This window comes from Streptomyces sp. NPDC041068, from assembly GCF_040647455.1.
Taxonomy (GTDB): Bacteria; Actinomycetota; Actinomycetes; order Streptomycetales; family Streptomycetaceae; genus Streptomyces.
The window spans coordinates 1-15,893 of the sequence record NZ_JBEZCG010000027.1 but is presented as its reverse complement, the minus strand read 5'-3'; the positions used below and the strand labels follow the sequence as shown (position 1 = coordinate 15,893).

Below are 15,893 nucleotides of genomic sequence, written 5' to 3'. Positions count from 1 at the left end.
GGTTTGCCACTATCTGCCCGCAAGGTGACACCTGGTCCAGACCACAGCCGCCGGATACCTTCACATTCCGATCTAGATCTTCATTGAATTCTCAGAATGTGGTGGGACATGGAATGGCGGAGGTGCCGTTGGGGAGCGGCACGGGGGGTGACAGTCGCGGCGTTGCTCGCGCTTGCCGGGGTTACGTGCGAGGCGGCGATGAGTCCGGCCTCGGCGGCAGACGTCGGCAGTGAGCGGGCGGAGGCTGCAGAGGGCGCCTCGCGCGATCCGGCCGATGCCGCGCATCGGGGTAAGGCGTTCTGGGAGGACGACGGGCTTCCGCCTGAGTCCGAGGAGCAGAAGGCGTCTCGTGCCGCTGTGTCCTCGGGTAAGCGCGCTGAGGTCAAGTCGCTGACGACAGCGACGAGTCAGCTGTTCGCCAATCCGGATGGCACGTTCACGGTGGAGGCGTCGGCGGAGCCTGAGCGGATCCGCAAGGGTGGTGACTGGGTGCCCGTCGACACCTCGCTGGTGAAACGTGCGGACGGTTCGCTCGCACCGCGAGCGGGAGAAGACATCGAACTGTCCGGTGGCGGCAAGGACAAGCCACTGGCCCGCGTTGCCGTCAATGGCAAGGAATTCGCGGTCTCTTCGCCGTGGAAGCTGCCGGAGCCGTCGGTCCAGGGCTCAACTGCGGTGTACGCATCGGTATTGCCGGACGTGGACCTCGCTGTGACGGTGAGCTCCGATGGCTTCACGTATCACCTGGTGGTGCACTCTCGTGAGGCGGCGGCGAACGCGGAACTGAAGTCCGTGAAGTTCCCCGTGACGACCAAGGGCCTCTCCTCCCGAGCCACTTCGGAAGGCTCCGCCGCCTTTGTCGATGCCGGGGGCCGTCCGGTGGTGAACAGCGGTGCGGCGCTGATGTGGGACTCGGCTGCGGCGCCGACGCCCGCGTCGCCGGCCAAGGTGGCGCGGTCCAGTGCGGTGACACCCACCGCTGATGCGCTGAGCGCTGGTGCGGGTTCCCGGACCGAGGTCATGGATGTGACGATCGCGGACGACGCCCTCACGGTCGTTCCTGATCAGCAGTTCCTGACGGATGAGAAGCGGGTCTTCCCCGTCGTCCTGGACCCGCCGGCGGTCAAGGCGACGCTGACCAGTTGGACCACGGTGTGGTCGGATTCTCCGGGCACGAGCTTCTGGAAGACCTCGCATGCGCTGGGCGTGGGCTACGACGCCTATGTGGACAACAAGAAGGCGCGCTCGCTGTTCCAGTTCGATACGCGCAAGGTTGCCGGCAAGAAGATCCTCAACGCCACGTTCACCGCGTATGAGATCTGGTCGGCGAACTGCGACAAGCGTGACGTCGAGCTGTGGCGTACGGGCCAGATCTACAGCTCGACCACGTGGAAGAACCAGCCTTCGTGGAAGTCGGAGGTGGACACGGTCTCCGCCGCGAAGGGTCACTCGTCAGCGTGTCGGGACGGTGATGTGGAGTTTGATGCCACACCGGCTGTTGCATACACGGCCAAGGCGAAGGCCACACTGACCACGCTCGGGCTGCGGGCAAGCGAGTCGGACCCGATCGCGTGGAAGCAGTTCATGTCGCCGACCGACAAGGACGCGACGTCGACAAAGAAGCCGCGCCTGTCCATCACCTACGTGTCGGTGCCCAACGCCAAGCCTTCCTCCGTCAAGATGTCCGACCCCAAGGTGTCGTGCTCGGCGTCGTCGAGCCCCGCGCTGATCCGCGATGTGACACCGCGGCTTACGGCCACACCGACTTCAGCGGACAAGTCGAATGCGACATTGCGGCCCAACTTCGAGTTGTACAAGGACGGCAGTTCGACGGCGACCGTGCTCAAGCCGTCGACGTGGACTGCCAGTGGCACGGCCGGAACCGTGGTCACCTCTTCCCTGGCGGAGAACACGACTTATCGTTTCCGGGCTCGCACGGAGTACAAGTACACCTACGGCGGCAAGACGGACTCTCTCTACGGTCCTTGGTCCAGCAGTTGCTATTTCAGGGCTGACACGCATGGACCGGCCGCGCCGACGGTCAGCTCCAGCGTCTATACCGAGTGCGTGGGCGATACCTGCGAGGGTGACGCGCAGGACGGCAGTGTCGGTATGACGGGCACGTTCAGGATCATGGGGTCCAGCGACGTGCGGCGCTACGACTGGTGGCTGAACGGAGTCAAGGCGGGCAGCAAGACATTCGCCGTCAACATCCCCGTCACCACGATCGATGTGACGCCGGACAAGCGGCTCACCAACACCCTGCGGGTGCAGACCTTCGACGCGGCAGGGAATGCCGGAAACACTACGGACTATTTGTTCAACGTCGCCAAGGCGGCCGATCCGGTCGGTGTGTGGAAGTTCGATGAGAACAGCGGCACCACAGCCGCCAACTCCGCTGCCGACGGCAAGGCCCTCGAGTTGAGCAAGGCGGCGTGGACGGCCAAGGCCCGCAGCGGTGGTGGCTTCAAGGCCAACGGCACCGCAGCCGCTGTCGCGCCGGGCCCTGTGGTCGACACGACAAAGAGTTTTGCGGTCTCGGCTTGGGCCAAGCTCGACTCGAGGTCCTCGACGGCCACCGTCCTCAACCAGAACGGCACCAAGGTCGGGGCCTTCCAGCTGTACTACTCCAGCGCGTATGACCGGTGGGTCTTCAACCGCTACGACCAGGACTCGGACTCCGAGTCGACGGTCATCCACCGCGCCAAGTCCTCCAAGCCGGGTGTGGTGGGCGCGTGGACCTATCTGCTGGGTGTCCAGGATCTGCAGAAGAAGGAGTTGCGCCTGTACGTCAACGGCCGTTTGGAAGGCACGAGCAGTTTCACGAACGCCTGGGCTGGCAAGGGCCCTTTCGAGGTCGGGCAGTTCACGAGCGCCTCTGGCTCCTCCAGCCCATTCACCGGTGACATCGACCAGGTACAGGCATACAACCGCGTCGTCTTCCCCGACGAGCTGTGGGCGTTGGAGAACATCGAGAACCCGGATACGGGGCATCCGCAGGCAGAGCTTTTGGCCAACTGGTCCTTGGACGAGACGTCCGGTACCACTGGCGCCGACAGCTCAGGCCGGGGCAATCAGCTCGATTTGAAGCCGGGGGCCGCCTTCACCACCACTGACGATCCGGCCCATGGCAACGTCGTGGAACTGGATACAGCCGTGGAGGGGCACACCACGGCTGGTGTTGAACTGGACAACTCCGGCAGTTTTACAGTCGCGGGCTGGGTGAACCTGGCGGCGCAGTCCAAGCTCGAGAACACCACCGTGGCGCACTCGCCGACACTGTTCGCCCATCCCGGGGCCAAGCGAAACGCGTTCCGCCTGTGGTACCGGCAGGAGGCCGGTCAGAGCGTGGGTGACTGGAACTTCGGGCTGTTCGGCACGGACGCACTCGGTGGTCCCGCGTACGCGATGGCATCGGACGAAGTGAACCCGCCGGACGGCTGGGTCCATGTGGTCGGTGTCTATGACTCGGCCAACCAGTCGGCCAAGCTCTACGTCACCGGCGAGCGCCAGGGCGATGAGGAAGGTGTCCTCGTCGAGGACACCTTCCAGCCGACCGGCCCGCTGATGATGGGCCGTGCCCGACGCCACGACACCGGTGAGTTCGGCAACCTGCTGCCCGGTCAGTTCGATGACCTGCGTGTGTACGCGGGCGTGCTGTCCGAGGCCGAGATCACACAACTGGCCACCGTGGATGAGCCTCCGGTGCCGATCGAGTAGCGGACGCGCCTCGTCGTCCCACCTTTCATAAACCCCGCGGGGGTGCCGGAAGCAGTCCGGCACCCCCGACTTCCAGATGCGGAGATTTCCCGTGGCCAGGCACCTCACCGTGCTGCACAAATGGGCATGGAGCAGAGCCAGCCGTCGTCGTATGGCGGCCATCTCGCTTCCTGTCTCGGCGGCCATCGTTGCCACCCTCTTGGGCGCGGCACCTGCCCAAGCGTATGAACGCGAACACAGCGCCCTGGAGAAGGCTGACTACGGCAAGGCCAAGCCGTTCGCCTTCAAGGGCAAGACGATCCACGACCCGACCGTCGCGGCCGCGCAGAAGTCCCGCAACCAGGCGGGGCGCAAGGTCAACTGGCCGAATACCGAAGCCGTTACCGTCACCCTCCCCAAGGGCTCGAAGGGACCGGCGCAGGCAGGCGATCTCCCGGTGCTGCTGGCGCAGCCGCGCGCGGCTAAGCACAGCGTCAAGGCGCCGCAGGCGTCAGCGCCGGCCCCCGGCAAGGCGAAGGTGACGGTCCTGGATCGGACGGCCACCCGCAAACTTGGCGTGAACGGCCTGGTCATCAGCCTGGAGCGCGCCGATGGCAAGACCGGGGCCGCGGACTTCGGCACCACCATCGACTACAGCGAATTTGCTCACGCCTACGGCGGCAACTGGGGCTCCCGCCTGCGCGCCGTACAGCTGCCGGCCTGCGCGATCACCACGCCGGAGAAGGACATCTGCCGCCGGGCGACCCCTGTGGCCTCCTCCAACAACAGCGATGCGCAGACCGTCACCGCACAGGTGCGAACGCCTGCCGCCAAGGCTGCCGCACCCGCGATGGCAGTGCTCGCGCTAGCCGCCGGTGCGGGTTCGGACCAGGGCACCTACGAGGCGACCCCGCTCTCCGCCTCGGCGACCTGGGCAGCCGGTGGCTCCAACGGCGACTTCACGTGGAACTACCCGCTCGATGTACCGCCCGCTCCGGCCGGTCCGTCACCGAACCTGTCCTTCGGCTACTCGGCGCAGAGCGTGGACGGGCACACCTCCTCCACCAGCTCCCAGCCCTCGTGGATCGGTGACGGCTTCGACCTGCCCATCTCCTACATCGAGCGCTCGTACGGCAGTTGCGACGACGACGGCCAGGACAAGAAGTATGACCAGTGCTGGAAGGAGGACAACGCCTCGATCGTCCTGAACGGCAAAGCCACCGCTCTGGTCAAGGACGAGAAGACCGGCGAGTGGCACACCAAGAGCGACGACGGCGAGCGCGTGGTGCGCTCCACCGGCGCCAGCAACGGAGATGACGGCGACGCCGACGACAAGGGCGAATACTGGACGGTGACGTCGACCGACGGCACCCAGTACGTCTTCGGCAAGGACAGGCTGCCTGGCTGGACCAGCGGCAAGCCGGAGACCAACTCCGTTTGGACCGTGCCCGTCTTCGGTGACGACTCCGGTGAGCCGGGCTACTCCAGCGGGGACTCCTTCGGCTCGCGTGCCAAGACCCAGGCATGGCGGTGGAACCTCGACTACGTCGTGGACCCGCACGGCAACGTCATGACCTACTGGTACGGCAAGGAGACGAACTACTACGCCAAGAACGGCACGACCGGCAACGGCACCGCCTACACCCGCGGCGGCTACCTCAAGCGGATCGACTACGGGCAGCGGACCGACACGATCTTCTCGACCACGCAGCCTGCCGCCGCGCGTATCAAGTTCGCCACCGCCGAGCGCTGCATCCCCGTTTCCGGCGGCGAGGACTGCTCGTCGCTGGGGCAGTCCAACCGTGCCGCCTGGCCCGATGTTCCCTTCGACCTGATCTGCAAAGCCGACACCCCCTGCACCGACCAGCGGTCGCCTTCCTTCTTCTCTCGCAAGCGGCTGACCGATGTCACCACCCAGGTCTACAAGGGCAGCGGGGCCGGTGCCGACACCGACTACCGGGACGTCAACAACTGGCACCTGGAGCAGTCATTCCCCGACCCCGGTGACGGTTCCGATCCTGGTCTGTGGCTGAAGTCCATCCAGCACACGGGAAAGTCGGGCACCGATGTCTCACTGCCCGCGGTCAAGTTCAGTGGCGTCCAGCTGCACAACCGCGTCGACAGGACCGGCGACGACGTCGCGCCGTACATCAAGTGGCGTGTGCGCACCGTCACCTCGGAGACCGGGTCGGTCCTGACGGTCAATTACTCCAAGGAAGACTGTGTCGCAGGCTCGGACGTCCCGTCCAAGCTCGACGACAACACCAGACGCTGCTTCCCGGTGAAGTGGGTCCCGCCGTCCAATCCCACACCGGGCACCGATCCCAAACCGCGCACCGACTGGTTCCACAAATACGTCGTCACCCAGGTCAGCGAGTCGGACCCGACCGGCGGCGCACCGCTGAAGCAGACCGACTACAGCTACAACGGCGGCGGGGCCTGGGCCTACGACGACGAATCGCCCATCACACCGGCCAAGTACCGCACCTGGGGCATCTGGCGCGGCTACCAGAAGGTCACCACCACCACCGGCGAGGCGTCGGGGACCCGTTCGAAGACCACCGCCCTCTACTACCGGGGCATGGACGGCGACAAACAGTCCGACGGCACCACCCGCAAGGAGACGGTCACCGACTCCAAGAACACGGCCAAGACCGACTCCGAACAGTTCGCCGGCCAGGTGCGTGAGCAGATCACGTACAACGGCACCGAGGGCACCGAAGTATCCGGAACCATCAACACCCCCTGGTCCCAGACCACCGCGACCGACAAACACTCCTACGGCACCGTCCACGCCTACATGGTGCGCAACGCCACCGCGGTGACCCGCACCGCCGTACCCGGCACGGCGGACATGACGCTGGTCAAGAAGACGACGTACGACCCCACCAGCGGCCTGGCCCTCAAGGTGGAATCGGACGCGGGCGGCCAGAAGGACTGCACGGTCACCGAGTACGCCACCAACACCAAGGAGTGGATCCTCTCCCTGCCCAAACGCGAGGAGAAGGTCGCTGTCGGCTGCGACGCCACTCCTCAGCGCACCAACGACCCCAAGACCACGGACGTCGTCTCCGAAGCCCGTATCTCCTACGACGACCAGGCGTGGGGCAAGGCACCCACCCAGGGCGACGCCACCCGGACCGAGCGCGTCACCGGCTACACCTCCGACGGCACCGCCAAGCTGCAGACCGTCAGCACCGCCAAGTACGACGCCCTGGGCCGTCCCACCGACGCCTATGACACCAAGGGCACCCGCACCAAGCACACCGAGTACACCCCGGCCGGCGGTGGTCCGCTGACCAAGACCGTCGAGAAAAACGCCCTCGACCACACGGTCACCACCGAGCTCAACCCCGACTGGGGCGTCAACGTCGCGAGCACCGACCCCAACGGCAACCGCACCGAACTGGCCTACGACAGCCTGGGCCGGCTCACCGATGTCTGGCTCGCCGATCGCGACCGCGCCGCCGGCAAGACGCCCAGCAAGAAATTCGAGTACAAGGTCCAGAACACCGCCGCGTCCTGGGTAGCCACCAAGTCCCTCAACAACGACGGCAGCAGCTACCAGACCTCGTACGCGATCTACGACGCGCTGCTCCGCCCCCGCCAGAGCCAGGTCCCAGCGGCAACCGGCAACGGCCGCGTGATCACCGAGACGAAGTACGACACCCGCGGTCTCGAAGTCTCCACATCAGCCGACTACATCGACACCACCGCGCCCGAGAGCAAGCTCGCCACCCTCCTCACGTCTCCGCCCGCCGGCACCGAGACGACCTACGACGGCGCCGGTCGCCCGGTCGTGGAGAAGACCCTCGCCCTCGGCAAGGAGTTCTCCCGCACCAAGACCACCTACAAGGGCAGCTCCAGCACCGTCGAACCCCCTGCGGGAGCGTCCGCGGTCACCGAGACCGCCGACGCGCGCGGACGCGTCGTCCAGAAGCAGGAACACGAAGGCAACTCCGCCGAAAGTCCGTCCACCAAGCTCAACTACGACTACGACCATGCCGACCGGCTGACCAAGGTCACCGACGACGACGGCAACACCTGGAAGTACTCCTACGACTTCCTGGGCCGCAAGACTGACATCCACGACCCCGACTCCGGCCACAGCAAGACGACTTACAACGACCTCGACCAGGTCGAATCCACCACCGACGCCCGCGGCAAGACCCTCGGGTTCACCTACGACCTGATCGGGCGCCCCACCGGGCGTCTCGACGGCGCCGTGCCCGTCGTCGACGGCAAGCCCGCGCCGGACGACTCCAAATACCTGGCCCGCTGGACCTACGACTCCATCGCCAAGGGGCACCTGACGTCGGCGATCCGCTATGTCGGCGGCAAGAGCGGAGACGTCTACGCCACCACCAACGCGTCCTACGACAAGCTGTACCGCCCCCTCAAGGAGCAGTACACCGTCCCCAAGAGCGAGGGCGCACTCGCGGGCACCGGCACCTTCACCGTCAGCAACGCCTACAACCTCGACGGCACCCTCCAAAAGCGCACCATCCCCGCGATGGGCGGACTGGATGCCGAAGTCCTGGACTACGGCTACACCGAGCAGCGCCTGCCGGACACCCTCAAGGGGCTGACCGGCATCGTCCAGAACACCGACTACCTGCCCGCAGGCGAACAGATCCGCACCACGCTCGGTACCTCCTCCACCGCCAAGTGGACTGAGATCAACACCTCGTACGAGGACGGCACCAAGCGCCTGGCCCGACAGACCGTCAAGTCCGAGTCCAACCCGGGCACCGACTCCGACGTCTTCTACCAGTACGACCCGGCCGGCAACCCCCTCCAGATCGAGGACAAGGCCACCAGCCCCGACGACAAGCAGTGCTTCCGCTATGACAGCCATCGCCGTCTGAAGGAAGCCTGGACCGCGAGCGGCGACTGCTCCACCGACCCCACCACAAGCAACACCGGTGGCTCGGCCCCGTACTGGCAGTCGTTCACCTACGACAGCGCCGGCAACCGCAAGACGGCCACCGACCATCTCGCCCGCGGGGGCGCAGCCACCACCAACTACACCTACAAGACTGCCGACCAGCCGCGCCCTCACGCTGTCGCGTCCACCGAGACGAAGACCGACGGCAAGACGGTCACCAACCACTACACCTACGACGCCGCCGGAAACACGGAGACCCGCACCCTCGACGGCAAGAAGCAGTCCCTGGACTGGAGCACCGAAGGCAGCCTCGCCAAGGTCACCGAAGCCGACGACAGCACCACCGAGTTCCTCAACGACGCCGACGGCAACCGCCTCATCCGTCGTGACAAGAGCGGCACCACCCTCTACCTCGGCGAAACCGAACTCCGCCTGGCCAAAGCGACCGGCAAGGTCGAGGCAACCCGCTACTACAGCCACGGCGGCAAGACCGTCGCCGTACGCACCCCGTCCGCACTGACCTGGGTCACCAGCGACCACAACGGCACAGCCAGTCTCCAGATCAACGCCTCCACCCAGGCCGTCACCCGCCGCCAGATGACTCCCTTCGGAGAGCAGCGCGGCACCGACCCGAAATCCTGGACAGGTGACAAGGGCTTCGTCGGCGGCACACAGGACCCCACCGGCCTGACCCACCTGGGCGCCCGCGACTACGACGCATCCACCGGACGCTTCATCAGCGTCGACCCCATCGCGGACCTCAAAGACCCGCAACAGATCAACGGCTACGCCTACAGCAACAACAACCCCGTCTCCTTCTCCGACCCCGACGGCAAATTCCTCGGCGGTCTCATCGGCCTCGTCGGCATCATCACGTCCGTCGTCATCCCTGTGATCAACATGGTGTTCGGCGGCGGTGGCGGAGGCGGCGGCTCCGGCGGCATGAGCACCATGGGCAGCGCCAACTACGGCGGAGGCGGCGGCTACGGCGGCAGCAGCGGTGGCGGAGGACCCGACTGCAGCTCCAGCTACCCCGCCTACAAACCCGGCTGCAACACCAACGTCGAACCCGCCGACCCTCGCGCCCAGGGAACCTGGAAGGACCTCGTCAAGGGCGGGATCCGGGGTGGCGGAAATGTCCTGAGCGACTCGCTCGACCTCGGCGTCAAACTCACACCTTCCTGCTGGATCTTCGGCGACTGCAGCCCTTCACGGGACGCGTGGGACGACTTCGTCAAGGGACACGGACTCGACGGGGACAACAAGGCAAACGACGCCGGTGCGGCCGCGGTTGAGGTCAGCAGCGTGATTGCGGGAATTACCGGACTCTTCCGGGGCATGAGCAAGAAGCTCCTCAAGGGGTTTTCCGGCAAGTCGAGCCCATGGGAGCTTTCCCCCGACAAAAGAGGATTCGAGATTGAGGACATGTTTGGCGGAAATCTACCAAACAACTTCCCCACAATCGATAAATGGGACGCATCCACCGGCACAGCAACGAGCATCAAGACGATCGACACAAGCGCAAAATCCTACCAGAAGACATCCAAGCTGAAGAGTACCGCAAACGGCTACGTAAAGAAGATGGAGAACTACAATGGGGGCTCCTACAGCGGCACCACGGTGAGGGGGGCAGATATCAAGAATAGGAATCTTGAGATCGGAATCCCCACCACTGCATCAAAAGCGCAACTTTCCACACTCAACGACGTCAAGAAGAGCGCAGTGGCACGCGGAGTCACCGTGATCATCACAGAAGTGGAGTGACGGGGTAGACTCACAGGGGGGTGAGGGGTATCCCTCACCCCCCTCGCTTTAAACCGACAAAGAATTAAACTAAAGAAAAGGAAGTGCATTCATGCCCGAAATTTTTGAAGAAATCGCAGAGCTCTCCAGCTGGATCGCTGACGCCTTGCAATACTCTTCCTACTCGGCCGACTTCACACCCCAAAGCTTGGCCGAAATCGACCGATTCTTCGATGACCATTCTCAGGACGGAGAGCCTCGCCCCGGTGGCCTTCTGGAAGAGCAGCTTGGCATGAAAATCTTCTCACTCGGAGCTTACGTAGGGGAAACCATCAGGCGGCAGGTAGGCGGCGAGTGGAGGCCAGACGAGAACAATCCCAGCGCCAAGGGAAACACCTCCTTGCATCTGCCTGACGGAGCCGTCATCTGGCCAATTCAGCGAGTCATGAAGAGGTATAAGATGGGCTCGGAGGAAGGCATCGCCACCTACGGAAAAGCCCTCGGGCTGCGCTAAAGAACGCCAGTCCTATCGTCAACCAGCACTGCTATCGGCCTCACGAAGCGAGCGGGCGTCCAAATCTCTGGGCTGGCTGCCTGCCGTCCGACTGATTCGACTGGTACGCGATCCGGTTCGAAGACACCCGCCTGCCAAGGGGAAAACCAAACAGGCCAAGCTGATCTAAATCGGCGCCGACGGGTTGAGAATGCTGTCGGCCCTGCACAGGTCGGACGCCCCTCCGTCGGAACGGCTGGTCACGCTTTACGACACCGAAGCGCGAGGAAGCGCGAAGCGCGGCACTTTCTGGGACAGCTACAAGGTCCACCTCATCGAGACCTGCGAGCCGGACAGCCACCTCGACCTCAAAAACGAATGGCGATGGCCCCTGAGAAAACCTCACCGTGCCGCGTATTCCGTAGGGCTCGGCATGCAACGAAACGCATCAGACGGGCCGTTGCCGCCGTGCGCGCCCTACTGATCTGCGGAAACGCTGGATAAAATAGGCGCACTGAGCATGGAATCAGTCGACAAGGAGCGTCATTCCTCGTTCCATCCAGTGAGTTCAGCGACAGATGCGGTGGCCAGTTTGAACTCGTCATGAACTTGGATGCATGATACACGCAGGTCTTCCAGGAATGCTCTCGTGAGCCCAGCTTCCACCTGGTCGCTGTTCAAGCTCCTGATGGAGGCCACGAAGGCATTCTGGGCATCCTGTTCCAGTTGCTGGAGTCGTCCAACTGCTTCTTCCTCCCCTGCTCCGACCATGGCGATTCTACTTCCGCTGAGCTTGAAGTCGAAGCTGCCGAGAATCGTTTCGAGAGTCTGGCCGGACATCTCAGCCCGCGAAGGAGCCGGATTCATGAAAACGGCGATCGCGTTGGCTGCGAGCATCGCAGACTGGAGGATGGAGAACCCCTTGGTTCCCGGATCATCAGCCTCAAATGACTCTGCCCTCACCTCGAACTCCTCCAGGATTTCCAGGAGCTCCTCCTCCTCTACTTCGCCGAGCGGAGCCTTCCAGGCGCTGTCGAGGATGTAGGAGAACCATTCGGCGTCCGATTCATCGGCAAGGGCGGAGAAAACTCCGCTGCCGCGCTCCGCGCAGGAAAGGCAGAATCCTACAAGGAAATTTCTCGGGATATCGTGAAGTGCGGAATAGGTCTCCACATTGCGAGTCAACTTAGTCTCCCTTGTCCCAGAGCAGCGTGTAAGGCGAATTCTTCGACATGTGGCCGCGAATCCCCTGCCCTCCTACTTCTACACCTAGCGCGCGTATCTGCGGCAGGCATATGGCGTTGCAGAAGTTTCGCGAAGCTGCCCCGTAAACGGCGTGCTCGTTGGGGCCCAGAGACTTGAGTATACCCTCCTCGGCATGCCCGGGAGCGCGCACGAATGTCTCACCCTCTCGCAATTTCCAGGCGCTAGGCATAGGACCATCACCATTAATGCCGATTCGTTTGCTGTATTGCTTCGTCTCGGAATTAAATACCCCGATAACCGAGGTGGTTCCCTTGACGTCGGCCAGCCAGTAGTCATTCCGAATGGCCTGCAGCTCTTCAGCACGGTCCAGGGCTAGGAGTGCATCCTGCTGTGTTCCCGGGCTGCAGGGTGCGAGGCCCAGTGGATCGATCCATACGAATGGATTTCTGACGTAGGTGCACGCGTTTGGCGCCGGCGTCAGCCCTAGGGGGTCGGGGGTGAGGTAGCGGGCGGTTTCGGGGTCGTAATGGCGAAAGTAGTTGTAGTTGAGATGTGTCTCTGGGTCGAAGTACTGGCCAGGGAATCGGAGCGGGGTGTAGGCGGTGCTGGTCGACTCCCAACTGGTTGCCCCCCAGAGGGTGGTGCGAGTGCGCCAGGCGATGTCTCCTGTTTCATCTACGAGCTCGGTGGGGGTGCCCACGAGGTCGGTGACGATCGCGAAGAAACGCGAGTCGATCTCGTGCTGGGGTGCGTCGGCCGCGGTGAGGCGTTCCGTCTGGGCGACCGGGCGCATGCCCTGGTGGTCCCAGGTGAGGGTGACTGGGTTCGGCAGCTTTGCAGAGGTGGTGGTCTGCTCGCAGAGGGTGGTGCCGTCCCAGGTGAAGTCGGTGCGCTCGACGACCGTTTCCCCGTCGGCCGCTATCTGGAGTTTGGCTGTGCGTCGGCCGAGCGGGTCGTAGGTGTAGCGCCAGAGGGTGCCGTCCGGGGTGACTACCGACACCAAGTGGTCTTCTGTGTCCCAGGTGTAGCGCCATGTGTCCGGTTTCCGGGATAGGCGGCGCTTCTGGCGCAGAGTAATACGTCCGGCGGCATCGTGTTCGTAGCGGACCTGACCGGCGCGGGTGATGCGGGTGCCGGTGTAGGTACGTGGTCCGATGGCCTCCTGATCGAATTGAGTGAAGGGCCAGGTGGCGTGGGTTTGGTTGCCGGCCTCGTCGTAGGCATAGGTTTCGGCCCAGTCGGTGGCGTGAACCGCGGTGACACGACCCGCTGCGTCGAGCTCGAAGCGGCGGGAACCGTTGAGCTGGTCGTCGACGGCGGTCGGAGAGCCATCGGCCCGGTAGGTGTAGGTGCGCTGCTGGATCGTGACGCCGGTGGCATGGGTGACGGTGTGATTCGTCAGGCGGCCGAGGGGGGCGAAGGTGCTGGCCAGGGTGAGACGTTCGCCGATACGGCGGGACAGTTCGCGTCCGGCCGCGTCGTGCTCGGAAGCGAGGGTGCGGCCTGCGGTGGTCAGATGGGTGCGGTTCCCGGCGGCGTCGTAAGCGTAGGTGCTGGTCGCGCCAGTGGGGGTGGTGCGGGAAGCAGGGCGTCCCAGAGGGTCGTACGCATAGGTGGTCGTGCGGCCGTTGACGGTTTCGGCCAGCAGACGACCTGCTGCGTCGTAGCAACGGTTCAGCGCGACGTCGGAGCCGTTGGCCTCCATCAGTCGGCCTGCAACGTCGTAGGTGTAGACGGTGATGCCGTCCGCATCCTTGGTGAGCGTCCGGCCCATCGGGTCGCGTTCATAGCGGATGGTCTGTCCGGCCGGGGTGGTCCTGGTGGTGAGGCGGCCTGCCGCATCATGGGTGTAGGCGAGGGAACAGTCGTCGAAGTCCGTCTCGCCGACCAGGCGGCCCGCGGGGTCGAAGGTGTATCTCCAGGTGGCGCCGTGTGGGTTGGTGACCTGGGTGAGCCGGAGTTCCGTGTCATGCGTGAAGGTGTAGCGCACGCCGTCGGGGCCGGTGCGGGCGGCAAGCAGGTCGAAGTGTGTGTATTCGAAGTGTGAGATGCCACCCAGCACATCGGTGTGTTTGGTGCAGTTGCCCTCACCGTCATACTCCCATGACTCACGGGCGCCGTCTGGGGCGGTGCGGGAGGCGAGGTTGCCCTCCACCGTCCAGGCCAGGCGGGTTACCGCACCCAGCGGGTCGGTCAGGGTAACGGGTCGACCGAACGGGTCGCGCTCATAGGTGATGCGGGCGCCGAGCGGGTCGGTGATCTCGACCGGGAGGCCAGCTGCATTGGGACGTATCCGCAGCGTGTTGCCCAGGGCATCGGTGACACTGGTGAGATGGCCCGCTGCTGCGAAGGAGTAGCGAGTGGTGGCCGCGGTCGGGTCGGTCAGCTGCGTGCGGTTGCCGTGGACGTCGTAGGTGTGATGCCACTGGGCGCCATCAGGCTCGCTGACCGTCGTCGGCAGCCCGAACTCGTTGTACTCCGTGCGTGTTTCACCTCCATCCGGATGTCGTACGGAGGTGATCCGGCCTTGCTCGTCGTAGGTGTAGCGGGTGGTGTGGCCGAGGGCGTCGGTGATCGCGGTGAGCCGGTGCTCGGTGTCCCATTCCTGGAGCATGGTGTGCCCGAGCGGGTCGGTCTTGCGGATCAGGCGCAGGGCTTCATTGTGCTCGTAACGAGTGGAGTGGCCGAGGGAGTTGGTGACTGCGGTAGTGCGTGTGGCTTCGTCGTAGGCAAGGGTTCCGGAGAGGAAGCCGTCGCTTCCCTCGGTGTGGACAACTCGGCCTTGGTGGTCGTAGGTGTACGCGTATGTGGTGTCGTTGCGGTCGGTCCACGTGGTGATGCGGCCCTCGGCGTCATAGGTGAACCGGGTGGGTAGGCCGGAGGAGTTGGTGACCTCGGTCAGGTCGCCCTGGGCGTTGTAGCTGAAGGAGACAAGGACTGTTCCTCGGCTTTCAGGTTGCGCCGGGTCGAGCAGACGAAGAGCGGAGATGCGGGGCAGGTCGCGGTGGTGGTCGACAGCGATGCGGTATCCGCCGCAGTGGGCGACTTCCTCCGGGATGCCATCGGCGGTGTAGTGGATGGTGATCCGCTGACCGTTGCGGTCCACGATCGCCTGGAGGGGCAGATCGACCGCCTGCCCGTCGTTGACCGGATGCGGGGAGTGGAAGACGTATGCGTGCCCGGTGTCGGGGTCGGTGAGACGCAGGCCGCCGTCGACATCGGCGTCCCAAGTCAGGGGTATTCGGGGACCGAGCCCGGGGTAGACAGGATCGCTTCTTCCAGGGGTGGGGAATGAGTACGTCAACCGGGCGCCGTCGGGTGCGGCATAGATGATGCCGCTCTCGTCGATCTGTAGGCGTTGGTCGAGAGTGGAGGCCCAGGTGGGGCCGAACCAGCCGCCCCATCGGTACGACGACAGGTGGGTCCGCTCCAGCACCAGGGACAGGGCGCCAGGCAGTTCGACGTCGGTCTGTGGCAGCAGCATGTCGCCGGTGGCCACGTCGATCGGATCCAGGTCGCACTTCTTGAACATGGACCGGATGGAGGCAGGCAGCTTCTCCCACTCCGAGGGGCGCAGCTTGAGCCGGGACAGGCCCGAGCCATCAAGCCCCAACTTCTGCCCTAGCTTGGCCAGTTCGCTGGGCTTGAGCTTGCCCAGCCCCTTGCCGAGGACCTTGCCCAGACCGCCGATACCCACCCCGAAGGCGGCCCCCATGGCCAGGGTCTCCGCCAGCTTGTCCGGGTCCTTGAACGTTCCCGGATCCTGCAGCAACGCGTCGAAGGCCGCGAACTTCATGCCCTCGCCCGCGAGTTTGCCTGCCTTGGCGATCGTCTTGATCTCCCCGAGGGCCTTCAGCGCCCGCT

General features: G+C 64.6%; 5 protein-coding genes. 3 read left to right on the top strand and 2 right to left on the bottom strand.

From position 1 onward, the window contains the following. The first annotated feature begins 147 nt into the window (after nt 1-147). The 3 genes from AB0B50_RS40810 (at nt 148) to AB0B50_RS40800 (ending at nt 10,844) form a co-directional block, all read left to right on the top strand. Nucleotides 148-3,720: a LamG-like jellyroll fold domain-containing protein gene (locus tag AB0B50_RS40810; RefSeq protein WP_362341864.1), complete on the top strand. Its 3,573-nt coding sequence runs from the start codon at nt 148-150 to the stop codon at nt 3,718-3,720. 91 nt (nt 3,721-3,811) lie between these two features. Beyond that, nucleotides 3,812-10,351: an RHS repeat-associated core domain-containing protein gene (locus tag AB0B50_RS40805; protein ID WP_362341861.1), complete on the top strand. Its 6,540-nt coding sequence runs from the start codon at nt 3,812-3,814 to the stop codon at nt 10,349-10,351. A gap of 91 nt (nt 10,352-10,442) precedes the next feature. Continuing rightward, nucleotides 10,443-10,844, top strand: a complete 402-nt coding sequence (locus tag AB0B50_RS40800) for a hypothetical protein (RefSeq protein ID WP_362341859.1) — start codon at nt 10,443-10,445, stop codon at nt 10,842-10,844. A 522-nt stretch (nt 10,845-11,366) separates the two neighbouring features. Here the strand turns inward: AB0B50_RS40800 and AB0B50_RS40795 are convergent. Both AB0B50_RS40795 and AB0B50_RS40790 read right to left on the bottom strand, forming a co-directional pair. Beyond that, nucleotides 11,367-11,996 (bottom strand): hypothetical protein, encoded by a 630-nt coding sequence (locus AB0B50_RS40795; protein WP_362341857.1) that lies wholly within the window; start codon nt 11,994-11,996, stop codon nt 11,367-11,369. A 13-nt stretch (nt 11,997-12,009) separates the two neighbouring features. After that, nucleotides 12,010-15,825 (bottom strand): DUF6531 domain-containing protein, encoded by a 3,816-nt coding sequence (locus tag AB0B50_RS40790; RefSeq protein WP_362341856.1) that lies wholly within the window; start codon nt 15,823-15,825, stop codon nt 12,010-12,012. Nucleotides 15,826-15,893 lie beyond the last annotated feature (68 nt).

Excerpts from the sequence above, each read along its gene's own strand:
- AB0B50_RS40790 (WP_362341856.1), bottom strand. The coding sequence starts at position 15,825 with ATGAAGTTCGCGGCCTTCGACGCGTTGCTGCAGGATCCGGGAACGTTC.
- AB0B50_RS40800 (WP_362341859.1), top strand. The coding sequence starts at position 10,443 with ATGCCCGAAATTTTTGAAGAAATCGCAGAGCTCTCCAGCTGGATCGCT.